General features: G+C 38.1%; 19 protein-coding genes and 3 pseudogenes. 13 read left to right on the top strand and 9 right to left on the bottom strand.

Annotated elements, in window-relative coordinates; translation table 11 throughout:
* The 7 genes from F580_RS0100005 to F580_RS0100035 form a co-directional block, all read left to right on the top strand.
* The coding region (locus F580_RS0100005) for a beta strand repeat-containing protein (RefSeq protein WP_019025640.1) at positions 1-4,806 on the top strand (4,806 nt) is incomplete at its 5' end.
* 231 nt (positions 4,807-5,037) lie between these two features.
* Complete coding sequence (locus F580_RS0100010; RefSeq protein WP_019025641.1) at positions 5,038-7,215, top strand: type I secretion system permease/ATPase; 2,178 nt, start codon at positions 5,038-5,040, stop codon at positions 7,213-7,215.
* Complete coding sequence (locus F580_RS0100015; protein WP_019025642.1) at positions 7,212-8,585, top strand: HlyD family type I secretion periplasmic adaptor subunit; 1,374 nt, start codon at positions 7,212-7,214, stop codon at positions 8,583-8,585. Before F580_RS0100010 ends, F580_RS0100015 begins: the two co-directional genes overlap by 4 nt.
* A gap of 132 nt (positions 8,586-8,717) precedes the next feature.
* Positions 8,718-10,118 (top strand): TolC family outer membrane protein, encoded by a 1,401-nt coding sequence (locus F580_RS0100020; RefSeq protein ID WP_019025643.1) that lies wholly within the window; start codon positions 8,718-8,720, stop codon positions 10,116-10,118.
* The gene (locus tag F580_RS0100025; RefSeq protein ID WP_019025644.1) at positions 10,115-10,717 is read left to right on the top strand and encodes an OmpA family protein; all 603 of its coding nucleotides are present in this window, start codon (positions 10,115-10,117) and stop codon (positions 10,715-10,717) included. The genes F580_RS0100020 and F580_RS0100025 overlap by 4 nt, the downstream gene beginning before the upstream one ends.
* A gap of 70 nt (positions 10,718-10,787) precedes the next feature.
* Positions 10,788-11,423: a transglutaminase-like cysteine peptidase gene (locus F580_RS0100030; RefSeq protein ID WP_083926934.1), complete on the top strand. Its 636-nt coding sequence runs from the start codon at positions 10,788-10,790 to the stop codon at positions 11,421-11,423.
* Between the two features lie 4 nt (positions 11,424-11,427).
* Complete coding sequence (locus F580_RS0100035) at positions 11,428-13,377, top strand: bifunctional diguanylate cyclase/phosphodiesterase (RefSeq protein WP_019025646.1); 1,950 nt, start codon at positions 11,428-11,430, stop codon at positions 13,375-13,377.
* Between the two features lie 957 nt (positions 13,378-14,334).
* Here F580_RS0100035 and F580_RS0100045 read toward each other — a convergent pair.
* From F580_RS0100045 to F580_RS27255, 3 genes and pseudogenes are all read right to left on the bottom strand, one after another.
* Positions 14,335-14,574, bottom strand: a complete 240-nt coding sequence (locus F580_RS0100045) for a hypothetical protein (RefSeq protein WP_019025648.1) — start codon at positions 14,572-14,574, stop codon at positions 14,335-14,337.
* 112 nt (positions 14,575-14,686) lie between these two features.
* The gene (locus tag F580_RS25265; protein ID WP_019025649.1) at positions 14,687-15,328 is read right to left on the bottom strand and encodes a PAS domain S-box protein; all 642 of its coding nucleotides are present in this window, start codon (positions 15,326-15,328) and stop codon (positions 14,687-14,689) included.
* Between the two features lie 80 nt (positions 15,329-15,408).
* A pseudogene (locus tag F580_RS27255) lies at positions 15,409-15,510 on the bottom strand (YagK/YfjJ domain-containing protein); the annotation flags it as partial.
* Between the two features lie 315 nt (positions 15,511-15,825).
* On the opposite strand from F580_RS27255, the gene F580_RS26770 reads away from it, so the two are divergent.
* A complete protein-coding gene (locus F580_RS26770; RefSeq protein ID WP_019025650.1) occupies positions 15,826-16,563 on the top strand; it encodes a PEP-CTERM sorting domain-containing protein in 738 nt (245 codons plus the stop codon).
* A 97-nt stretch (positions 16,564-16,660) separates the two neighbouring features.
* Here F580_RS26770 and F580_RS0100060 read toward each other — a convergent pair whose 3' ends face one another.
* From F580_RS0100060 to F580_RS0100070, 3 genes are all read right to left on the bottom strand, one after another.
* Positions 16,661-17,164: a PH domain-containing protein gene (locus F580_RS0100060; RefSeq protein WP_019025651.1), complete on the bottom strand. Its 504-nt coding sequence runs from the start codon at positions 17,162-17,164 to the stop codon at positions 16,661-16,663.
* Positions 17,161-17,355 (bottom strand): hypothetical protein, encoded by a 195-nt coding sequence (locus tag F580_RS0100065; RefSeq protein ID WP_019025652.1) that lies wholly within the window; start codon positions 17,353-17,355, stop codon positions 17,161-17,163. The genes F580_RS0100060 and F580_RS0100065 overlap by 4 nt, the downstream gene beginning before the upstream one ends.
* A gap of 219 nt (positions 17,356-17,574) precedes the next feature.
* Complete coding sequence (locus F580_RS0100070; protein ID WP_019025653.1) at positions 17,575-18,474, bottom strand: LysR family transcriptional regulator; 900 nt, start codon at positions 18,472-18,474, stop codon at positions 17,575-17,577.
* A 132-nt stretch (positions 18,475-18,606) separates the two neighbouring features.
* Here F580_RS0100070 and F580_RS0100075 point away from each other — a divergent pair, with 132 nt between their 5' ends.
* From F580_RS0100075 to F580_RS0100095, 5 genes are all read left to right on the top strand, one after another.
* Positions 18,607-19,356, top strand: a complete 750-nt coding sequence (locus tag F580_RS0100075; RefSeq protein ID WP_019025654.1) for an NAD(P)-dependent oxidoreductase — start codon at positions 18,607-18,609, stop codon at positions 19,354-19,356.
* Between the two features lie 156 nt (positions 19,357-19,512).
* Positions 19,513-20,706: a serine hydrolase domain-containing protein gene (locus tag F580_RS23650; RefSeq protein ID WP_019025655.1), complete on the top strand. Its 1,194-nt coding sequence runs from the start codon at positions 19,513-19,515 to the stop codon at positions 20,704-20,706.
* 395 nt (positions 20,707-21,101) lie between these two features.
* The gene (locus F580_RS0100085; RefSeq protein WP_026301146.1) at positions 21,102-21,854 is read left to right on the top strand and encodes a type 1 glutamine amidotransferase domain-containing protein; all 753 of its coding nucleotides are present in this window, start codon (positions 21,102-21,104) and stop codon (positions 21,852-21,854) included.
* A 271-nt stretch (positions 21,855-22,125) separates the two neighbouring features.
* Positions 22,126-22,356 carry a hypothetical protein gene (locus F580_RS0100090; RefSeq protein WP_019025657.1) on the top strand — a complete coding sequence of 77 codons (231 nt, stop codon included), beginning with the start codon at positions 22,126-22,128 and terminating at the stop codon, positions 22,354-22,356.
* Between the two features lie 159 nt (positions 22,357-22,515).
* Complete coding sequence (locus tag F580_RS0100095; RefSeq protein ID WP_157442947.1) at positions 22,516-23,352, top strand: alpha/beta fold hydrolase; 837 nt, start codon at positions 22,516-22,518, stop codon at positions 23,350-23,352.
* Between the two features lie 131 nt (positions 23,353-23,483).
* Here F580_RS0100095 and F580_RS0100100 read toward each other — a convergent pair.
* From F580_RS0100100 to F580_RS0100110, 3 genes and pseudogenes are all read right to left on the bottom strand, one after another.
* Positions 23,484-23,765, bottom strand: a pseudogene (locus tag F580_RS0100100) (integrase arm-type DNA-binding domain-containing protein); the annotation flags it as partial.
* Positions 23,766-24,156: 391 nt separating this feature from the next.
* Positions 24,157-25,137 (bottom strand): YbjQ family protein, encoded by a 981-nt coding sequence (locus F580_RS25270; protein ID WP_019025660.1) that lies wholly within the window; start codon positions 25,135-25,137, stop codon positions 24,157-24,159.
* 102 nt (positions 25,138-25,239) lie between these two features.
* A pseudogene (locus F580_RS0100110) lies at positions 25,240-25,428 on the bottom strand (hypothetical protein); the annotation flags it as partial.

Here is a 25,428-nt window from a genome sequence, read left to right on the forward strand (position 1 = left end):
TCAACGGATGGCCCCGTAACCGTTACCTTAAACAACGGCGCAACGATAACGTTTGCACAGGGTGAAACCACCGCGACTTCAAGCGAATTTGCAGTGGCTGGTGATGCATCGACACTGTCAGTTGCCACGGTGAACAGCAGCGGTAATTTAGAAAGCTTAAACAGCAGTGATACGGCAGCCATTACTATTAACTCTGTCGATGCTATTGACGATGGCAACACTATTAACAATTACACTGCTAGTGCAGACTTCACTAATGGCCTTGTCATTCCAACAGATGGTGATGATAATGCCCTCTTTACCGTCACAGCGCGCACCTTTAATGATGCTGGTGAATTAGTAGCTGGTCAGATTTCAACAATTAACAACAGCGGAATCGGTGTTTCAGGCAGTATTCGTGATTCGGGGGCAGTTCCTGATCAGATTGAATACGATGCTGTTAGTGAACAGTCTGAAGCTATTGTTTTCACCTTTAATGAACTGGTGAATCAAGTTGATTTTGATGTAGCTAGACTATTTTCAGGTGAAAGTGGTAATGAGCAAGGTGTTTGGAAGGCTTATTACAATGGTATTTTAGTTGATAGCCAAACTTTTGTTAATGCCTCTGGTGCAGATGGTTCATTTAGCATCAATACCGGCGATGTTGTTTTTGATACTTTAGTATTTGAAGCAATTAATAATGTAGACCCTGTTAACAGTGGTGATTCTTCCGATTACGTTTTATCTTCAATTAGCGTTGTTGGTGCAAACTTAGGGGACGGTGCCATTATCTCCAGTGAAGATAATTCGCTTACAGTTTCTGATGTAAATAATGGACTTATCGCCAACGATACAGATCCGCAAGGCGATAACTTCTGGGTGAGTGCTGTTAATGGCAATGACATTACCGATGGTACAACGGTAATATTAGCCAGTGGTGCACTATTAACTATCTACCAAAACGGCACCTACAACTATGATCCCAATGGTCAGTTTGAACAGCTCACTGCTGGGCAAGTAGAGCAGGATACATTCAATTACACTATTACTGATGCCAAAGGTGCAACCGACACTGCCACGGTAACCATTAATATTATTGGTGAAAACGACGCACCAGAAGGACAGTTAGACCAATTTACTGTGGTTGAGGGCGGAAGCCTTTCAATAACAGGGGCTCAGCTAACGGGTAATGATACTGATGTTGAAAGCGATGTGTTATCTGTTCAGTCCTTGGCTAGTGACAGTAGTGGTAGCGATGAAATATCCACGGCTACGGCTGGTGCATCGGTAACTACCGTACTTGGAGGCACCATTACCATTAACGCCGATGGCTCTTATGATTATAAGGCACCAGCAAGCATTGATCATAGTGATGGTATAGTTTCTGATAGTTTCTATTACCAAGCAACTGACGGCAATGGTGTAACAGTATGGACCAAGGTTGAGGTTGCATTAACCGATACTGCACCCATTGCCAATAATGATACCGACAGCGTTGGTTTTGGCGGCACCGCATACGGTAACGTAATTTCCGGTGCAGGAACGGATGGTAATGGTATCGATGATATTGGTGCTGACGCAACTTATGTAGAAAGCGTTAGCTTTGGTACTATTGATTATGATAAATGGGATGATGAGGGTAACCTCACCATTAACACGGATGATGGCATATTAATCATTAACCAAGATGGTAGTTATAGCTATGAATCTACCCAAGTCGAAGCTGTCGTTAATACATTATCCAGTTACGACTTACTAAATGGGATTGGCGTATCATTTTATGTCTATGGAAATAGCACTAATATCAATTTAAGTGATTTGGAAGATACTGGAGCACATGTACATGAGAGAGGTAATAAACTCGGGATACACTCTTCAATCGATGAATCTCACGACGAAATCAACAAAAACGAAGCCTTAGTTGTGAAGTTCGACAGTGCCGTAAATAGCGCGGATGTGACACTTTTTGGTGTTAAATCCAGTGAAAGCGTTAATTGGCAAGCATATGATAAAGCAGGCTTGCTAATTGATAGCGGTGTTGTCAGTTCTAACAATCTGTCAATTAGCTCCGATGTACCTTTTCAAATCATTGTCTTAGGAGCAGGCTCAGGAAGTAGCTTTACACTAAACTCCATCACCACATCCACCACCTCTGGTGTAGCAATGGAGGATGAGTTTTCCTATACACTTAACGATGTAGATGGTGGTCCCGACTCTGGGAACTCTGCCACGTTGACCGTTAAACAGGACTCAACGCCAACGGCGGCAGACGATTCAGGCGCCGTAGATGAATCTGGCCTTACTAAAGGCAGTGATGCAGGTAGTGGCAGTAATATTACGGTCGGCAACCTGCTAGACAACGATTCAGGTATCAGCAGTTCAACTAAAATTATAGCTGTTGAGGGGGGCACGCTCAATAACGGCATCATTACAGTTACTACCGAGTATGGTGTGCTGACGGTTCATGTGGATGACAGTAATAGTGAGCGAGCGGGTTATTACGAATATCAACTAACTTCTAATTCGTTAGATAACAGTATTTCTGACACCATCAAATATACCGTTGAAAACGGTGTCGGCTTTTCATCTAATGCTAACTTGATTATCGATATCATAGATGATGTACCTGTGGTAAACGATATCAGTCAAAACTTGTCGACTAACGCAGAGCCAATCACTACCAACTTATCCTTTGTGCTCGATCTATCCGGTAGTATGGATTACTCCGCGGGAAATGGAAAAAGCTATCTTGAGACAGCGGTTGAATCCCTCATCGCGTTAATCAATGAGGTTGATGATACCGGTAATGTCAATATTCAAATCGTGACTTTCTCTGGCAGTACTATGGGAAATTCAACTTGGCTGCTAGATGATATCGATGGTGCCATTAACTACTTAAATGGCCTATCTGCTGATGATGGAACACGCTACAGTAGCGCCTTAAATGAGGTGATTAGCAGTGGCGGTTTACCAACGGCAGATCAAAGTTTTGTTTATTTCATCTCCGATGGCAAACCCAACAATGGCTACGAAATTGGGGAGGATGAGCAAGAAGCATGGGAAACTTACTTAGACGGTTCTTATGATATCTCTTTTGCCATCGGTATCGGTAATGCACCACTCAATGAATTACTGCCGATTGCACACTCTAAAGATCCGAGTGATGACAACAGTGATTACGCGGTGATTGTTGACGATGCGTCCGATCTAACCGCTACGGTCATTGCATATTTCGACAACAATAATATCGGTGGTGAACTCAGTATTCTTACTGCCGGAGGTGGCATTAACATCGGCGCCGACGGCGGTAATATTCACGAATTTACCATTGATGGCACCACCTATACATCTGCTGACTACCCAGGTGAAGTTTCGGTGAACACTGAACTTGGTGGACTGTTCACTCTTAACTTTGCAACCGGTATATACAGCTACAATATCGATGTAGACCAGAATGTCATCAACGAAAAAGAGACGATCAACGTAACAGTTATTGACGGTGATTTGGATACCGACACCTTGCTACTAGAGTTGAATATTGACTACTACGCAGGGCTCGATGCTAATGTAAATAACGTTATTACCAATGCAAATGAGGGCTCTGCGGTCGTTATTGATACGGCTTACCTTACCCATGGTGATGCAGCACCAGAAAATAGCCAAATTACTGGCGTTACTGGTAATGGTGTGGCCTTAAATAATGGCGCTGTTACTATCGCCAGTGGTAGTGATGGTGATAGTTTCAACTACACCCTCGAAGGGAACAATGCCTCTGATAGTGCAACAGTGAGCTTGGATTACCAAAATACAACACACCTTAAAGGGACTCATGAAAATGACATTATCTTCGGTGAATCGCTTGCCAATTCAGTTGTCGAAACGAGTATAAACGCAAGCGTTAGCGCAGGGGATACCTACTCAACAGCAAATCAATTCGGGTTTGCCTTCACAACCGTTACCGCAGGGCTATCGGTCAGTCAAATTAGCATTGACCTTTCTAGCATAGATAGCGATGCAAAATGGGACGTATCCGACAGTACTTCGAAGACAAATAATATGGGTTCACAAGCTGAAATCTTTGTTGCAATGGGCTCTGACGACAGTAGCTTATTGGTTGCTAATTTCGATGCTGGTGATTTTACCAATGGTGATGAATTTACCTTTGCTTTTGATACAGACAATCTCGGGAATGACTTTGGTGCAGACCTTGTTGGCGCTCAGTTTACGGTGACCTTGAGTGACGGAACAACACTTACCGGTAACTATGTCTCAGATGGTAATAGTGGAGCAACTGGATATATCGACAATACGTTATATCTTGAGGGCCATGCTGGTGATGATGTTCTCGTCGCAGGAGACGGCAACGACAGGCTTGAAGGCGGAAGCGGTGACGATCTGCTTATTGGCGGCCTTGGAGACGATATCCTCATTGGCGGCGATGGCGCAGATACCTTTGTTTGGTCAATCGGTGATACGGGCACGGACCATGTGACAGATTTTAATGTTGCACAGGGAGACGTGCTTGACCTGAGTGATTTATTACAGTTAAGTGGTGATGAAAACCTCGATGATTACTTAGATTTCTCAAATGATGGTACTAATACCACTATTGAAATACATGCAAATGGTGATCCTGACTCAGATATAACACAAACAATCATTTTAGATAATGTCGTTCTTGGAAGTGATAATGTTGTTCTTGGTAGTGAAGATGTCACGATTATTAATGATATGTTAACAGGGGAGCATAAAGGGGCATTGTTTATTGGCGATAGTGTTTCCGTAGATAGTGTAACAATGGAGGTTATTCCTGATGAACAAGTATAACTTTGGTACATGTTGCTATAGCATCTCTTCTGAGCTTTGTGAGCTTTGTGAACTTTGTTAGTTAAGTCGAACAGTGGCAATAGAACTTTTCTATTGCCACTGTTCAGGCATAATTAACACTTAAGAAAACGCCTCAATCACGCTATTTTTAAACATTATTAAGATATAACTCTCTATAACTCGCTATAAGTTATATGGTTAGGTAAATATTACATGGATTCAAGCATTTAAATGTCATCAGCACAACCACAATGGACGATAAACGCCTCTCAGCGTATTAGCGAAGATCCTCTTTTAGACTGCTTAGTGTTATTAACAGAGCATTTTGGTAGCCCATGCTCAGCTGAAGCGCTAGCGGCAGGTTTACCCTTAACAAGCAGCGTACTCTCTCCTGAGTTATTACCACAAGCGGCTATGCGTGCAGGTTTAAGTGCTAAGTTAAGTCGTAAAAGCCTTGATAATATCCCACAGATGTTACTGCCCTGTATATTAATGCTTAAAGATCAAAAAGCATGCATTTTACAATCTATCGATTTTCAAGCCAATATAGCGGTTATTTCACTGCCGGAAACGGGCGGAGAAGAGCAATTTTCCATCGAAGAACTAGAGTCGGTTTATGTAGGATACCTGTTCTTAATTAAACAAAAATATCATGGTGACCGTGATTTTGATGTCCATATAGGAGATACCAAGAAACATTGGTTATGGGATACGATTCGTGAATCAGCCCCTATTTATCGTGATGTTATTATTGCTTCTGTTTTAGTCAATGTTTTTGCCTTAGTCTCGCCGCTATTAGTGATGAATATCTATGATAAAATTGTTCCTAACTTAGCTTTTGAAAGTTTATGGGTACTTGCCGTTGGTGCAAGTATTGCTTACATCTTCGATTTTATTCTTAAGCAGTTAAGATCTTATCTTATTGATGTTGCAGGAAAAAAAATCGACATCCAAACATCCTCAAAACTGTACGCTAAAGTTATTGGTATTTCATTAGAGAAAAAGGCACCCAGTGTCGGCGGCATGGCAAGGCAACTTGGTGAATTTGAGAGCGTGCGAGACTTTTTATCCTCTGCGACAGTTACTGCATTAGTCGATTTACCCTTTTCAATATTCTTTATTTTTATTATCTATCTTGTCGCCGGAGATTTAGCCATATTTTCGGTGCTCGCTACCGTGTTAATTTTAGGTTATGCCTTTTTGGTGCAATCGAAATTACGCCATGCAATAGAAGAAAGTAATAAGTTTTCAGGTTTACGCCATGGGCACCTTGTTGAAAGCCTCTCTTCATTAGAGTCAATTAAAGCAAGTGGTGCGGAAGGTATAGTGCAAAATGCTTGGCAACAGATGCTTGGCTATACCTCTAATTGGCAACTTAAAACCAAAATAATCACCAATTCAGTCGCTAATTTTTCTAGCTTTATTGTTCAGATGGTTGTTGTTGCCGTTATTGTTTTAGGGGTTTACCGCGTTTCGGATGGGCTTATTTCAATGGGCGGCATTATTGCCGCCGTGATGTTATCAAGTCGAGCCGTTGGTCCTATGGCCAAAATTGCCTCATTAATGACTCGATACAATCAAACCGCAAGTTCATTAAGACAACTTGATGGCATTATGAGTCAAGAAACTGAATTTGAAAATAAAGGCCACCTTGTTAGCCGTACTAAGCTTGAAGGTCATATTGTTTTGGAACATGTGAGTTTTAACTATCCTGACATTGAAAAACCTGCGTTATACCCGTTATCATTGAAAATGTCCCCGGGTGAAAAAATAGCAATCATTGGTCGAAATGGCTCAGGAAAAACCACGCTTGCTAAGTTGTTATTAGGCTTGTATAAACCAAAACAAGGTAGCATTCGTTATGATGGCGTGCATCAAGGTCAGATCCATCCTAGCGATCTTCGACGGAATATAGGTTATCTACCGCAAGATATTGTACTTTTTCATGGCTCAATTAAAGACAACATTCTATTTGGCACTAAACAGGTAACGGAATATCAATTAATGAGAGCGGTGCAACTTTCAGGTGTTAACTTATTTACTGATATGGAATCACAAGGGCTAGAATTACAAGTGGGTGAAGGCGGGCTGTCTCTCTCTCGTGGTCAACGCCAAGCAGTAGCTTTAGCACGGGCTATTTTAAATGATCCACAAATGTTACTGCTAGATGAGCCTACAGCTAGTTTAGATGCACGCGCTGAAAAACTTTTTATTGAATCAATGAAACAAACGGTACAACAACGCACGTTAATACTTATTACTCATAAAATGCATTTATTGCAATTGGTTGATCGCATTATTGTCTTGGATAATGGTCATTTAGTGGCTGATGGGGATAAAAAAACCATCCTAGAGCAGCTAAAGAATGGCAAGTTAAATGCCGGCTTTAAAGAGAGGGCTAAAGCATGAAGATAAGTAAAGAAGATTTAGAAATGGCGGATGATGTCTATGGTGCTATTTTAACGCAAACGCCCACCGTACATCGTTTAACCATATGGTCATTGGCGGCGCTTTTTACCTGCTTCATCATTTGGGCATATTATGCTGAACTTGATCGCGTTACCCGGGGTGTAGGAAAAATAATCCCCTCTTCACAAGTACAAATAATACAAAGCCTTGATGGTGGCATATTACAAGATCTCTACGTTAAAGAGGGAATGAAGGTAACTAAAGGACAAATAATAGCGCGTATTGATGATACCCGTTTTCGCTCTGATATGGCGCAACAAACACAAGAGGTTAATGCACTGCGTGCAAACATTATTCGATTACGTACCGAGCTTGGTAACGTGCTGGTGGCTGATGTCGAAGATTGGCAACTGCAAGTGAAAATTGAAAAAACACAATTACAGTTTCCTGATGAATTGATTAGTAGTTCACCTGAACTTGTCGCGCGTAATCAAGATGAATATAATACGCGTTTGAATAACATTAACAACCAAGTGGCCATTCAAGGCAAACAAATAAAGCAACGTGAGCAAGAAATTAAAGAGTTAGACTCTAAGATTTGGACTCTTAAAAATAGCTATCAACTCGTTAATAGCGAGCTTAAATTAACCATTCCTTTAGCAGAAAAGAGAATTGTTCCTCAAGTTGAGCTATTAAAGCTACAACGTACAGTAAATGATACCAAAGGCGAGCTCAGTGCCTTACGTTTATTAAAACCGAAACTAAAGTCCGCCTTTGAAGAAGCGGTGCTAAAACGTCAAGAAGCGGTTTTTAAATTTAGAGCAGATGCGCGTGCAGTACTTAATGAATTTCAATCAAAGCTTTCACGCTTAAATGAAGCACAAGTAGGCGCTCAAGATAAAGTGAGTAAGGCATTAATATTATCTCCTGTTGTCGGCACAGTAAAAACACTACATATAACAACGCTGGGTGGCGTGGTTAAACCCGGGGAAGTATTGCTCGAAATTGTCCCTACAGAAGACAAACTACTCGTTGAAGCAAAAATTATTCCTAAGGATATTGCCTTTATCACTATTGGCTTAAAAGCAATGGTTAAAATAACCGCCTATGATTTCACCCGTTATGGTGGGCTTGAGGGGATTGTTGAGCATATTAGTGCCGATACTACTCAAGATGAAGACGGTAATAGTTTTTATATCATAAGGGTAAGAACGACTGAAACAAGCATGAAAAGTAAGGATAATAAAGAGATGCCCATTATTCCTGGAATGATGGCCAGTGTTGATGTGATGATTGGCAAAAGAACGGTGCTTGAATATATTTTAAACCCACTTTTACGCGCTAAGGAGCTAGCTCTCAGAGAGTATTAAAGTGAAATTTTAACAAAAAAATAGCATGGTATAATAAGTTAAACCAATGTTAGTGTTTTTAAGTTTTTGATATAGCTTGATAATTATTCATATAGTAATTGGCATGGATATATAATAAAAATAGGAAATAATATGAAAGAAAAATGTTTTAGGCCAGGCGAAATAATGGCCGTGAATTTTTTATTTTGCGCAATGCTTTACCCCAGCATTGCAAATGCTCAATCACTAGAGCAAGCGGTAGCGTTTACCTTTGATAATCACCCTGAATTACGGATTGCTTACTCACGTTTTAAAGTAAGTGAGGAACAAATAGGACAAGCTCAAGCCGGTTACTGGCCAACGATTGATATAACCGCTGGTATTGGTTATGAATATACCGATAGCCCAAGTACTCGCAGAAAACTAGGCACTGGGGGTGAAGGTACCGCTGAATTACCACGGCGTGAAATAGGGCTTAGCTTAAAGCAAGAACTCTTTAGTGGTTTCCATACCCTTAGTGAAGTTGAACGTACCCGTTATACAACCCGTGCGGATCAGTGGCGCTTACTTGGCATTGCTGAAGATATCGCATTAAAGGTAAGTAAAGTTTATATTGATCTCATCAAGGCTAAGCAACTAGTAGCCCTAGCTGAAAAGAATGTAGCGTCCCATCAAGAAATTCATAATCAAATTAAACAGCGTACAGATTCTGGCTTTGGTAGTTCAGCTGATCTTTCACAAGTTAATGGTCGCATGGCAAAGGCTCATTCGAATTTAATAGCCTCTAAAAATAACTTTTTAGACAGAGAAGTGATCTTTTATCGCGTGATTGAACAACGTCCTAACAATCTAGTTATTCCGTACCCAGATGGTTCATTGTTACCAAAAACAAAAGCAGAAGGCTTACGTTTAACACTCGATAATCACCCAGTGATAAAGTCTTCGGTTATGGACATTGAAGCGGCTAATGCACAGTATAAAACTGCAAAATCAAATTATTACCCGAAAGTTACCTTTGAACTTAATGCTAATTACAATGATAATTTAGACGGTGAGGATGGCACCTCTTTCGGCGGTATTGATGTTGGCGGACAAAATAACGAAGTAGTCGCCATGGTGAGGTTTTCTTACAATATTTTTTCTGGTGGTAAGAATGATGCTTATACCAGAGAAACTGCTTATAAAATCAGTGAGGCTAAAGAGTTAAGAAGTAGTGTGCACCGTCAAGTAACGGAAGGGTTCATTTTGTCATGGAATGCCTTTGAGCAATTAAATTTACAAAAAAAATATATAAAGATGCATGTGATTTCTTCAAAAGACACCCAGTCTGATTACAAAGAGCAATTTAAAGTTGGTCGACGTAGCTTATTGGATTTACTGGATACTGAAAATGAACTATATCAAGCACGTCGTGATTTTTTAGATGCTGAATTTACCGAAATATCAGCTCAGTACCGAATTTTACACTCTATGGGATTATTAGTAGAGGCATTACGAGTTACTCGACCGAGTACTTGGCAGGGAGAAAAAGAATTCTCGGAGGAAATGCAATGAAATTAATAACTTTTTTATCTGTACTATTGCTTAGCGCTTGCTCAGTGCAAATAATTGAGATGGCTCCTGAGCCAACGAAACAAGCGTTTGATTTAACCGATAATGAAGGTGATGGTGTTATTCTAGCTCGTGATAACTGTCCTGAAAGCTTTGCAGGCTCAGAGGTTGGTAACAACGGTTGTGGCTCTAGTACAGTACATACAATACGCCACAGATTAGATGTTAACTTTGATACTGACTCTTATAAAGTTAAAGATGAATATCTGCCGCAAATTGAAGAACTATCAAAGTTCATGACTGAATATTCACAGGTACAAGTATCCATTGAAGGACATACCAGCACTAAAGGCTCAGCCGCCTATAATAAAAAATTATCACTAAACCGTGCGAACGCAATTAAGGATATTTTAATTGTTAAATTTAATATTGCTAGTGATCGTGTGGCTACGGTGGGTTATGGTTTCGAGAGAGTACTGTTTGAGGGCGATGATGATTATATTCATCAAAAGAATAGACGTATTGTTGCCGAAATTAGTAGTGATAGAGAAATTACCGATATGAAGTGGACCATCTATAGTGTTGATAGTGAACAAGAATAAGCGTTAGGTGAAAAGTACTTATTTTTTCTCTGCTTATAAAATACTGATAGTTAGTGCTTTGTTACTAGTTATGGTATCGATGTTGTACGCAAAAAAAACAAGTAAATTAAACGAGGCTAAAATTATCGCCGCCCTAAGTAGTCACTATGGTGAACGGGCTGCAAAGCGAGGTAAAGCATGGTTTCGCTTAATGAAAGAGTCCTATGGGTTAAATGAAGCTGAAAAATTAACCAATGTTAATAATTTCTTTAACCTATTACACTTTGTCGATGATAGTAAACTATGGGGGGTCAGTAATTATTGGGCAACTCCGCTTGAGTTTTTAGGCGTTAATGGTGGGGATTGCGAAGACTTTGCTATTGCAAAATACTTTACCCTATTAGAATTAGGTATTCCCGATAAAAAAATGCGTATTACTATGGTAAAAGCAGTGACATTGGACCAATACCATATGGTTGTTGCCTACTATGAAACCCCAGCTTCAGTGCCTCTCATCCTTGACAATATCGACGGTAAAATAACACCAGCAACAAAACGTAAAGACCTCATCCCTGTGTACAGCTTTAATGGTAAGCAACTTTGGCTTAATAAAAAGAAAGGCCAAGGTGTACTTGCGGGTAAATCACAACGTCTCAAACGCTGGACAGATTTAAATCAGCGCATGGGCGTCTCAAACCTCAAGCAACCCAAATTGAGTATGGAGTAAAAAAATGACCCTTTTTAATCAGATAAATTCACTGTTATTTGCATTGTTTTTATTAGTGATGACGAGCTTGGTCTATTTTCAGTTTACTGAAACTAAAGCATTTATGGTTAACCAAATGGATTCGGACCTGAATAATACCGTCACATCATTGAGTTTGATGTTAAAACCACATTTAGAAACCGGTGATAAAGCGACTGTTGATACACTGGTCAATGTGATTTTTGAAGGCGGATTTTATAAAAAAGTACAGTTAACATGGCTTGCCGATCAAAAAAAGCAGCTATGGGAAAACGACGTCAACTTTAAAACGATACCGCAATGGTTTATCGATTTAGACCTCTTTGAAAAACAAAGTAAAGAGGTCACCATTACCTCTGGCTGGTTACAACTAGCAACACTCAAAGTGGAATCAAATCCTGCGATTGGTTACCAAGAACTATGGCGTATTATGAATGATACCCTAATGATTTTAGCTGCGCTCTTTCTTATCTCTGTTGCGGCTTTACGTTTTCGTTTAAAAGTAATTTTAAAACCACTACATGAAGTTGCTAAACATGCGCGTGATGTTTCAAAAAGAAAATTTCACCCGGATATGAAGTTACCATCAACGTCTGAACTCAAAGAGGTCGTGGCTGCTGTAAACTCTATGTCTGGGCAGTTGAAACAAGTATTTACGGCATTAGATGAGGAAGTTAATAACCTTAAAAGCGTTAGTTTGCGTGATCAAGTATCACAGTTACCAAATCGGTTGTATCTCACCGGGCAGTTAAATAGTTGGCTAAATGAGCCTGGTTTTGGCGCTTTATTATTAGCAGACTTTAGCTGGTTAGATGAAATACACAGTAAATATGGTTATCAAATTCGGGACCAAACCATCAAAGTGTTAGCACGAAAATTAATCAGTGATTTACCTTTTTCTGCTGATACTGTGGTTGCCCGTATTTCAAATACAGAATTTGCTTTTTTACTTCAAAAAGCGGACAAACATCAGGTTAGCGAATACCTACAATCCCTTATTAGGCTGATGAATCAAGAGATGTTAAATGCAGGTTGTGCGCCTGAACAACGATTTTCCATTGGCATAAGTGAACGAAGTGTCGGTGTTAACCGAACAGAGCTTTTGTCACAGGCAGATAACGCCCTGCAAAAAGCGGTCAGTGAAGGGAAGTCGAGTCATTGGTTCTATGTTGAAACAGAGCAAGAGTTTAGCCGTGAAGCATGGCGGAAACAACTTGTAGCAGCGATCAGTAATAATGACTTTACTTTTAGATGGCAGCCGATTCAACAATGTCATGATAATAAAATTATACATCGTGAAATTTATTGTCGTTTAGAAGTTGAGGGTAAAATAATACCTGCAGGGCAGTTTATGCCTTTTATTGAGCGATTATCACTTGGACATAAACTCGATCAATGTTTATTAGAGGCAATAAATGAGGACGATCTATTTGCGTTAAACCCTGAGCCAATTGCGGTGAATTTATCACGTGAAAGTATTAATAATCCAGATTTCCATCGTTGGCTTACTGCCTATTTAGAAAAAGTTAACAGCCCTGAAAAAATTCATTTTGAAATATCAGAGACTGGCATAACCCAAAATTTACCGGCATGTATACAGCTCTGTGAAATAATGGAGAATGCAGGGGCGAAATTGGGTGTAGATAATTGTGGTAGGCAGATGGGGGCACTGACTTATCTCCAGGAGTTAAAGCCACATTATATTAAATTAGATATGTCGCTCTCGTGTTATAACAATGAAAAAGGTGAAGAAAATCAGCAAAACTTAGAGCTTTGTCGTGCCTTGCTAAATATTGCCCGAGGCTTAAATATCAAAGCTATCATTACCGGCGTTGAAGATGATAAACACTTGCAAACTATCAAGCCGCTTAGAGCTGATGGCTATCAAGGCTATATTATGCCACCTGTTGAAATCAATACTCATCCGCATTCATAATCACTATGAATAACGGTGAATTAGCTGGAGGTGTTATGTCTGCATTGTTGGCAGCGTTGCTGTTAGGTAAACGAGCTATAACGACAGAGAAGCGCATTAAGCTGACAAATGGCTAAAGCGTTATTATTACAGTCGTTAGGTTTGATTCTGACAGCGTTATACCCAAGGTGAGGTAGTATGGGATAGGGATAGGGATGGGAGTCAATAAATTGTTCATTGAAGCTTTCAAAACCAAAACCGGTCAGACGAATCTAAATAAGGTTTAAAACCAAGTGATTGGCGTCTCCAGCGGAAACCGTTAATGGTGCTTAAGTTATTGTTATTTCGGTATTTGTGTTTTTGTATCTGGTGTTACCTTTAGTGTTACCAAAATAAAAGTTCACTCATTAGTTTGTCATTGAGTGACTTTTAAAGTAAAAAATTTAACTTTTCTATTTGAGAATCTACAAATGGCCAGTATTGCTTTTATAACTCGTCTATCTTATTCCGCTTAATGTAAAAAAATTCCCAACGCATCCACTTAGGCTTAGGCCAGTAATAAATGTTTTCAAACATGTTATTTACCTCAGGCCAATCAAAGCCCCATAGTTCTTTTCTTAGCTTTTTAATGCGCCTCATAAGCTTCTCTTGTGGGCGTTCACTTTGGCGTTGTTTTTGGCAGTATGGGCAAGTTATGTATAGTTTGTTACTTGCGCTTCGATTATCAAGCTTTAAGGCTATTTGGTGCTGCTTATCGTTTATAGTGAATGTTACATAACGAACGCCATTTTCATTTTATTTTAAGACTAGCTTACAATGATTATCACTTAGATATTCAGAGTTGATTGAATAACTACCTAGTGGTGTAGTGAGTAGTGACTTAAATACGTTGGCGTTTATGCGGTGATACAAGCCCTTGTTTGTGTTCTGCCGTAATGATGACCTTTAGGCATTGTTATTCACTCCGTAAAACCAAAGTTAAAATAGGTCTTTATCTTCACCAGTTTCTCTACGGGCGGTTATTACGCCAACTTGCTTAATAGGCGCGCAAACAAAAGGCATAAGCTTTGTTAGGAAGTTTAATCGTTGAACAGGATCTTTAATTTCAGAAAGTGTTGTGGGTAAGTTGGCTAATTCACTTTGAATAGCTTGGTTGATTAAATGTCTTATATCGCCAGCCATGTATTTACTGGTAGTTGTTTTGTTAACTGCTGTCATTTTATAAGCCTAGTCTCTAATAATTGTATTACAGTATATTATTTTTATCTTGTACGAAAAACAGGCAGGACTTTAGGTTTCTGAAGCTTGTTATAGTTTAAGGGACTAAATATTATTTACTTTCTTTAACGGCATCATATTTCAGCCCCGCATCTAAATAGACCTTTGGTAAACAGTCTGGGCAAATACCATGGCTGAACATTGCGTCTGAACGTTCACTAATATATTTTTCCAACTTTTCCCAGCTATCTTTATCATCACGCATTTTGTGGCAATAGGAGCATATAGGAATAATTCCTTGTAATATTTTTATGTCAGATAGAATTTTTAACCCTTTTATTTCTGCCTGTTTTTGTTTGGTTATATCTCGTGACAACATAATAAATCGTTTTGAAGAAGAATCCTTTGATTTTAATGTGGTTGATAGCTCGAACCACATTTCTCCTTTAGGGGTAGTCAGTTGAATTTGTTGCCCGTGGGACAGGCCTTTCTCTTTGGCTTCTTTAATAGCTAGCATTACTTTGGTTGTAGCTTCTTGGGGTAGAATTTCAGAAATATTTCGATTAAGTAAGAATTTTTTATTCGCAACCAACTCTTCTTGGTTATGTGCCCAAACATCAAGATAATCACCATTTTCGTTCAACTCAAAAATTAAAATAGGTATGCTGGAAAGAACTAGCTTTTGATAAACGACAAGCTTTTCTAGGTTGATGACTTTTTGTTCCAGTTCCTCATAACTTAATTTACAGTCCATAAACTTTCTCTATAAAACCCTTGGCAAGATATTGTTTTTAACCACTAGAAAGCTTAGTCTAAGTTTTTTCGATTTTCAATTCACTTTATTCGACTTGTTCCATAGTTCTTTGTTTGTTCTGGTTTATAACCTTTACCACGGGCTTTAGCTAAGTAAGATATTCGCCAGATAGCCGCTTGAATAGTCTCGTAATCATCTCCTTATCTTGTACGAAAAACAAGCTTAACTTAATACATTTATTAGATGTTTGTAGGAATGACTAGCCTCACTAATATAGTTCGCTTTATGAATTTTAGTCATTTTACAGTGTGGTTATACAATTATTACTGAGCGATTGAAGATAGTTTTTTAAGGGATATATTAATAAACATGTAAAATTATTGTGAATAAAACAGGGAGATATAACCGCATAGAGTGTCAAGTTAGTTTACATGTTTGAATTTAATTATTTATTACTACTTCTACCTTATTGTTACTAAGTAAGTTTTTATTTTGGCATGGCTGATGATTTTATAACCAGTGACAATAATCATAAAACAACTCTTCAAAAAGGCTATACAAAGGAGAGTCAGATGAATGTAAAAATGTTAAAAGCGGCTTTTGCTGGATTAGTTTTATCTGTTAGTGGTTTTGCTAATGCTGGATTGATTACAATAACGGGATACGATATATCCAATGCCGATATTTCAGGGAATGGAGGTTGGTCTCATGTTTATGACGGTAATATAACTCTAAATGGTAATAATGCTACTTGGGGATCGTTAGCTGATTATACCAATGGCTCAGGAACTCTGAATGATGGAGTGTTGGGAACAGATCACGATAACACCCAACTTTTTTCAACTAATGCTGGAGCAGAAATTACATTATTCTTAGATGGATTTTATACTATCGACTCGCTTAAATTATTCGGAAACAATGAAAATAACGGTATTCCTGGTGGTATTGAAAACGTATTATTTACCTTTGGTGGGCTAAATGATACCTTGGTTAGCACACCTGATGGTAAGAATGATGAATTCAGTTTTGGTGGTTCATTACTGAGTGGAATTACAACAAACTTTATTACATTAAGTAATTTTCCTGATGGTAATTGTTGTAATGCATATGGTATTTCCGAAATTAATATAATGGGTGAAAGAGTGGATATTGATCAAATCCCAGAACCTTCAACCCTTGCTATCTTCGCATTAGGTATTATGGGTTTAGCATCACATAGATTAAAAAAACAGTAAGCTAATCTGTTTAATACTCTTACATTCAAGTAATGAGTAAGACATTAAGCACCATTGATTGGTGCTTTTTTATTGCCTGAAGAAAGTTGAGCCCCATTTATAGCAAGCTAATATATGTGGAAATCGACTTACCTCTTACGTTTTCTAAATTACGCTCTATTTGCTTTTGTATCTCTTTAGGATGAACTACATAAGGCAGTCTTATCCATGAGCCGTGACCACATAATAAAATAGTGCTGTAGTTAAATACCCTAGCTAACAAGGTACTTATTATTTCAATATTCTCTACTATTTTAAGCTGAAGCTTATCTAGTCTATGGGTAAAAATTCCTGTTCTAGATTGAACCTCATTTTCGGATATTTTAACAACGACAAAATAGGGTGGAATTATAATATGTGCGCCTTTTAAAACGTACAAGGTTGGCAGTAATAATAAACTGTAAACAGTTTCTGATTGGTATTTGTCGCCCAAGAAAAATTCACCAAGCAAATTAAATAATAGGTAAGAAATATAAACTCCTACTATTTTAAATATGATCTCTAAGAATGCTTCAAATATTCTTATCCACTTACATGTGGGAATGGTAATTCCATTTTTCATGCTTGCTCCCAATCATTTAGCCATTCATCGGTAGTTTGTTGATGTGGTGTCTTATGTGTTGTATTAACTGGTAAAGCATTGCTTATAACCGCACTACCTTGTTTACTTAATTCGTAGTTGTTTGAACACGTTGTATCATCACCTGCTAAGCCTTTATATTCATGAGGTTGAGCTATGTCACTGTATGGCATGTTTGTATGTTACTTGTTTGGTTGTTGTTTGGATTAAGCTGTGAAAACCTAGCCAGTACCTCACCATGACAAAGGTTAAGCAAAGGTGATTTTAGTATGCGCTAAAAGGTATCCCTTTCAATTTAAAACAGGATCTTTATAAAAACACATAAGTGATTAATAATTTTAAACGAACAATCCCAACCACATAAGTCAGCTTAATATAAAGTATGAATTACTTTACAAATAAATATCTTGCATTTCTTGGGCTATAAAATCAAAAACACATCTCACTCTCAAGCTGGTACGTAATTCTTGATGACATACTAACCACACAGGCAAGGTCATTATCGGGCCCATATGTTCAAAGGCACGTGCTAATTTTGGCTCTATATCGCCCATATTTTCAGGAAAAAAAATGAGCCCTTGCCCTTCTTTGCACAACTCAAGTTGTAATAATTGAAATGGGGTGATAATTGAAAAGTTTTGTTTAGATAAGTTCCAACCTTGCCGGTTAAGAATGTCGGTTACCGAACTACTGCGGTCAAAACCAATGATTTGGATGTTTTCAAGTTGAGAGAAGTCAGTTATTACTGGTTGTTGTTGTAAATATTCAGGAGTGCCATACAGCCAAATAACTTCATCACCCACTTTTTTAGCAATCAAATCAGCCTGCTTAGGGTGAAAACTACGAATAGCTATATCAGCTTCACGGCGTTTTAAGTCACTGGGCTCATTGGTGACCACAACTTCAATATTTATACCTGGCTCTGCTTGTCGTAACTTAGCGATAAGTTTAGGCATTATGTAGGTAGCAGTTAATTCGCCCACAGAAATGATAACCGTGCCTTCAATTTGTTGGGACTTACCCGTGGCTGCTAATGAAAATTTAAGCGCAGAAGCGCCCATTTCACGAGCATACTCTAGTAACGCTAAGCCAGTATCAGTCAAGACTAACCGCTGCCCCACACGTTCAAATAGAGTCACTTTCAATTCGGTTTCAAGAGCATGCACTTGCCTGCTTAACGTTGGTTGGGTTGAGCTGAGTGCTTTAGCTGCAGCAGATAACGTGCCTTCTTCCGCAGTGACTAAAAATGCACGAATATGATTCCAATCAAAATTTACCGAATCCCAGTTCATACAAATCCGTATAGTTAAAGTGCAGTATTCGTAGTGTACATACCACTAGCGTATAGGTAAAGTGAAAGCATTAGATGATTACATGTTAATCATTAGGGAAATAACTTAGGCGATAATTTAGGGAGTATATAAATGACAATACTTGTAGTCGGCGCCAGTGGCGCAACGGGACGTTTAGTGGTTCAGCAGTTACTTGCACAATTGCCGAAAGAAAATGAAACAGTAAAAATTATTGTACGCTCAAAGGCCGCTTTGTCTCAGGTTTTACCCATTGAAACAATACAAGATAGCCGCTTAGAAATTACTGAAGGCTGTTTGTTAAATATGACAGATAGCCAACTGCAATCTCAGGTAAAAGGCTGTCGAGCGGTAGTTTCATGTCTTGGTCACAACTTAAACTTTAATGGGATGTTTGGTCGCCCTCGACGTTTGGTAACTGATGCGGTTCAGCGTTTATGTCACGCAATTGAAGCAACAGGGCCGGATGTGCCGATTAAATTTATCTTAATGAATACCACCGGTAATCAGAATTTGAAAGCTGGCGAAAAAGTTTCGATGCCACAAGCTCTGGTAGTTGGCTTGATTCGGATGTTATTGCCACCTCATGCTGACAACGAAGAAGCAGCGGGATATTTACAATCCCGTTATGGTTGCCACCAAAAAACAATCGAATGGGTAACAGTTCGCCCTGATAGTTTAATAAACGAAGAATCAGTCACGGAATATGATGTTTATGCATCTCCCGTTCGTAGTGCTATTTTTGATGCAGGTAAAACTAGCCGTATAAACGTTGCACACTTCATGTCACAGTTGATTATTAACAACTGCACATGGAATAAATGGAAAACCCAAATGCCTGTAATTTACAACAATTCAATTTGACAGTTATGAGGAACCCTAGGTTTTTTACCATTAATAATTCGGCAAATTACCCAGGGTAGATAAATATGCATTTTTTATACATTTAAATACAAGATACTTACAAAATAAAACTTTACTATTTAGTCATTAATTACTTCAAAAAAAATTGAGAGCAACATGAATCGTTTATTTCTTCCATTACGTTTTCCCCCAATAATCGCGTTAGTAATACTCAGTATATTTATATTGGCGGGGTGCGGTGAAGGAGACGGTAAAAAAATATCAGATACCCTACCTGAAAAGCCGCTAACAGGTATGGCTGGTGATGGTAACTTAGAACAGATTGTAGAATACATTCGAATTGTCGCAGGTTTACCTGCTTTGGCTGCGGTTTTGGTACATGACGGCCAAATCATCGAAATGGCCGCCACGGGGTCTCGTTCGATTAACAGTAATAAAGCTGTCACTATCGAAGACAAGTGGCACCTTGGTTCGTTGACAAAATCGATGACCTCAACACTAGCGGCAATACTAGTAAAACAAGGAGTACTCAGTTGGAGTACAACCATTGCTGACGTATACCCTGAGTTATCTGGCGTAATGAACGTTAAGTATGAAAACATACGACTTGATCAATTGTTGTCTCACACTTCTGGCATGAGAGCTAATCTTCCTGGCACCAATAGTTATCAAAACAGTTCACTTGATATCGAATCTCAACGTCAAAAAATGGTTGAAGAAGCATTGTTACTAAGCACAGAAGTCGAACCAGGGGTATTTCTTTACAGCAATTTGGGTTATATGGTTGCAGGGGCAATGATGGAACGAGTTACCAGTACAAGTTGGGAAACATTGTTAGAGAACAATTTGTTTACCAGCCTTGCGATGACAAGTAGTGGTTTTGGTGTCCCTGATGTTGAAGATAATTTGTCTCAACCCGTTGGACATTTATCTGCAGGCTCTGGCTGGAAAGCTAACAATACGGATAATCCAGCAGTTATGGGGCCAGCAGGTATTGTTCATAGTAGTCTTGAAGATATAGGTAATTATATCGCCGCACACTTGGCGGGTGCTCGTGGAAATGATGTTGCGGGTTTATTAACCTCTGCAGAATTCAGTAAATTGCACACAGCCACAGAAAATTCAAACTATGCATTAGGTTGGGCCGTTACTGACAGTTTTTTACAGCATAACGGTAGCAATTCTAAATGGTTAGCTGACATAAAAATATTCCCTGGGGAAAATACTGCATTGTTTATCGTCACTAATGCGGCTGATTTGCAAAAAGGACAAAACAGTAATTCATTAAAGGCCGTGGCGAAACTAACTGATGAATTAGTCAAACGTGCTGATACAGCATTTACTAATTAAAAGTAGTTTGACTTTAGCTAAGCAGAAGATAGGCATAATGACCCACCTACGAGGCACTGCCTGCTAAACGAGGGGGATTTATAACCTAAGCTCATATAGAGACTATGGCGGTTTGTGCCCCAAACCACCATAGAAGTATGAAATTTATACTACACAAAAAAATCAGGTAAATCGATATCAGTCGAATGTCAGCTTTCGGTGTTTTCAATGAAATCTAAGTATACCCCCCAATTTTCAGGATGAAAATTTAGAATGATTACATTACACGGCTATCAGTATGGCTTCAAAAAAACAAATTAGTTTAAACAAAAATAACATATAAAACAATGGCATATGACGTTTCGCAAAATGAGCTTTATCTAAGTGATAATTTTAATCATTTACAAGGGAAAACAATGAAGTCTTTAATCTCAATTTTTTTTATCGCAGTATTATTTTGTTCGAATAATTTAAATGCAGAACCAATTAAAAAAGTATTAATTATTGTATCAAACATGATTGATATGGGAGATCCTGAAAAACACGATGCGAGAAATAATTTGTGGGAGGTAGCACCACCGTATCATATATTTGTAAGTCATGGCTTCGACGTTGATTTTGTATCACCTAATGGTGGAGAAGTTAAATTTATGATGGATCCTATAGGTATCAGTAGCTATACCATCAAATATGAAGCTTTTATGGATAAAGCTAATAAATCCTTAACTCCAACACAAATTGAGCCTAGTAATTATTGGGGGGTTTATATAGGAGGTGGATACGGTCCATTATTTGATGTTGCTAACAATAAAGACTTACATTCAATTATTACAAAAATATATGAGGCCGGCGGTATTGTAGGTTCGAGCGGGCATGGCGCAGGGGCTTTTGCTAATATTGTTTTATCGACAGGGGAATTTCTCGTAAAGGGAAGAAAAATTGCTGGTTTTCCAAACTCAACTGAAGAGTCTAAATCATGGGCAAAACAAGGTAGTTTGTTGCCTTTTCTTGTTGAAAGCCGATTAAATAAAAATGGTGCATTTGCGCAAAACAAGCAAACTTTAAATAACAAGCACGAAGTAGTCATTGACAAAAGAATTGTTTCGACAATGTTTTTGCCTTCTTCTGCTCTCGTTGCAAAAGAAATGATAATTCTAAACAATCAATAAATAAATAGCACTTAACACCTTTGTAGCCGGGTGTTAAGACCTTATTTGTCCTCTATGTTACGGTTATGAGGTTAATCTTTATGGAATTTTTTTGGAAGTTGTTAGTGTTTTAGATGATTTAAATCATGTCCGCTAATGCGTCAGTTGACCCAAAGAACAGTCAATAGCTAACGCCTTTTATGCGCATAGTTAGCGTTCACTGAACGACGGCTGCGGTGGCGCACCAGCAAATGGTAAAGCCTGGCTTACCGATTGTAAGGATAATAATGCGGTGATAATCCGCAGTGGCTCATTCGTTTTTATTGAAGAAGCGATTACTGATCGCTCTGTAAGCTCGAAAGGGAGCGCCGCTAATATGGTTGGCTTACGTGTTGCGATGGATTTAACTGCCAGTGATAATTGTTTGCATGAAAGTGATGGCTGTATCGTAAATGACACAACTAAAACATTTCGTGCAGAGCTAGCTGTTGCTCAAACTTTATATAATCAAACTGAAAAATAGCTAGATTAATTGCACATTAATCAGTTTACGATGGGGCATTTTGAATGATTTTTTCTATTGGTTATCAACTATTTGTACTATGTAAATAATATGGTCTGCGAACATTCTAACTTGATCTTTGTCAGTAAGAATTAGCGATTAAATAAATAAGGATTTGAATTGAAAGTAATTATATTAATGTTTGTTATTTTACCCTTGCTAGGATGTAGTTCACTGCCAAACACTCAGAAGAAATCTACAAAGTATGGTGAATATATTTATCACTTATCTGGAGAGGGTAAGCCTGTAATAATATTGGAACCGGGCATGGGAAATGACATGACCTCTTGGCAATCTACTCTTGAGCGATTTGAACAATCGTCTCAAGTGTTCACCTATAACCGAGCAGGTTTTTACGGTAGTACCAGTATAAATGAACAAAGAGATGGCGAAACGATTGTCCTTGAGCTTAGAGAATTGCTAACAGAATTAAATATTTCTCCGCCGTACATTTTGGTAGGTCACTCCCTAGGAGGCTTATATATGAAATTGTTTGCTAATACTTTTCCTGACGAAATTGCTGCTGTTATATTCATTGACCCAACTCACCATGAAATGCGACCAATCTGTAAAACCCCGGATGGAGAATATTGTGTTAACGAAATACCGTGGTGGGCAAAAATAATTTTGCCTGATGCAGTGGCAAACGAGTACAAGCAATTAGATCGAAGTTTAGAATCGTCAAGTAATGTTAAAAGCTTTCCAAATGTCCCTGTCGCTGTGATTAGTTCTGTTAAAATTCCAAAAGGTGTTGAGAAAACGGATAAAGAATGGATAGATAGCCAAAATTGGCAAAAATATTTTACAACGCTTTCACCAGTTTCTAAACATATCACCTGTCGCTCATGCGGGCATCATGTTCATCATGACAAACCTGAGTTAGTTACCCAAGCACTCGATTGGGTAATGGGGGAGATAAAAAATGAAGACTCGCGACAAAAACAAGGAATGAATTAAAGTTATTAGGTGTTTTACCTAAGTCGCTGAATAAATGGTTCTCTAAAGAATTCCATATACGTTGACCTGTTTCAGGAGTAAGTTTTTTAGCCTTAATTTCATACCAGCTTGTAGCAACAGTAAATAAGGTATTAGACAGCATTTTTTTTACCGGCTAATTCTTGCTCTTTCTTATGTACATACAGGTCAATATCTTGTGCTAATAACTCCTTTGCCGCTTGCCTTTTCAACCTAGCATTAGCCAATGAGGTGGTAGGGTAAGCACCAAAACTAATATTTGTTCTGTTTTTTGTGAGCGGCTTGTAGTACTTAAATAGCCATTGTTTAGTACTATCTTTTGTAATCCGTAACTCTAAGCCACCACCGTCAAACAAGCTATAAGCCTTATCTTGTGGTTTAGCCTTATCTACTTCAGTACTGGATAGTGGTCAGGTTAGTCTAGCCATTTAAAACACCTCTTTAGTACTACGAAAAAAGGGAGTAAATAATCGTAGTACTAAAAATAGTACCATAACTTTTAGATTTAACTAATCGACATTAAGTGGTAATGGAATGATTTTGGTCTGTATGCATTGTTTTTACTGAAGAGTTGTTCTTTATTGAGTTTGTTTGATTGTGCTTTTGGCGTCTCCACCGGAAACCGTTAAAGTCTAGTATCTAGTTGTTAAAATTGGATTTTATTTTGTTGAGTTATTGTTGGTGTTACCTTTAGTGTTACCATAGCTTATAATCACTCATATATTTTAACTGAGTAAAGTTTAAAGTATCGAGGCTAATTTTAATTTGTATTTGATAAAGATCTTATTAGTCTTTGTCTATAGTAATAGCTGTACCATTAGCCACTAGAAATAACAATGGATCTCCGGCACCAGTAATTTCAGAGTAATCTAAGTCTACAGCGACTACAGCATCAGCCCCTAATAAATAAGCTTCTCTTTTTAACTCCAAAAGGGCTGATTCTTTAGCGTGTTTTAATGCTTTCTGTGTGTTGGTATTTCTAGCCTTTCCTATATGAGAAATTTCCGCGAAAACGTCTTTCATAATAGTGGATCTATGAGCATACTCGGCACTTACTATGCCTAACCTTTCTTTGACTTTAAAAGGCGATACGCTCTCAGTTGTAAGAATTATATTAGGGAATCCCAATTTTTCTTGTATAACTAGTTGCTGTTCGAATTCATTTTCTCTTTTACGTTCAGCTTCTTCTTCTTGGAGTCTTTGATCATTTATAGCTTTTTGTTCTTTCGCTTTTTGTTCTTTCGCTTTTTTTAACCCCTCAATCTCGGTGTGTCTTTCGAATGACTTTCCCGTTAATTCACTAGAAAAGTATTCTAGAACAGCACTAAAGTCTTCGTTTAGTGTTTGTTTTTCTTCTATTTTAAAAACAGTTGAGTTGTTATAGTCAAAAATTAAATAACCATCATGCTCTGTTAAAGTAACTTCATGAATGGAAAAATACTCTTCTTCTATGTTTAAATAGTTATCAACAAATGAGCAGGTTTTATCGTCCTCTCCTATATATTCACTAGTTTTGATGGGATCTTTATAACAATCTGATTCGATAACCCCATTAGAAAGTAATGCGTTTAATGTAGGTTTAGCACAATGAATTGTTGTTAATATTTTATTTTCAAACCACAGCGTTATTTTCTCTTGTTCATTATTAAAAGCACCGAACAACTCATTTATACGGTACTTATTATCAAATATTTTATCGACGAGATATTCTTCTTTTACTGACCAACGATTTTTGGTTTTATTATTTTTAGTTTTATTAAAAAACATGTCTTGTCTCGTTTTAAGGAAATATCAAATAAGTACTTAGACTATTGTATCTTTATAAAAAAATAAAGACACTTCGCTAGTGGTAGGTCTTATGGGAGCACTTTAATTAAATACTTTAATCTTATCAATTTTTTCGGTAGCCATAGGCCAATACTTCTTTTCTAACTCGGTTATTTTATTTCTCTTTTGCTCGAATGTTTTCCAACGCATCCATTTAGGCTTAGGCCAGTAATGAATGTTTTCAAACATATTATTAATGTCAGGCCAATCAAAGCCCCATAGTTCTTTTCT

This window comes from Colwellia piezophila ATCC BAA-637 (genome assembly GCF_000378625.1).
In the GTDB taxonomy this organism is placed as follows: domain Bacteria; phylum Pseudomonadota; class Gammaproteobacteria; order Enterobacterales; family Alteromonadaceae; genus Colwellia; species Colwellia piezophila.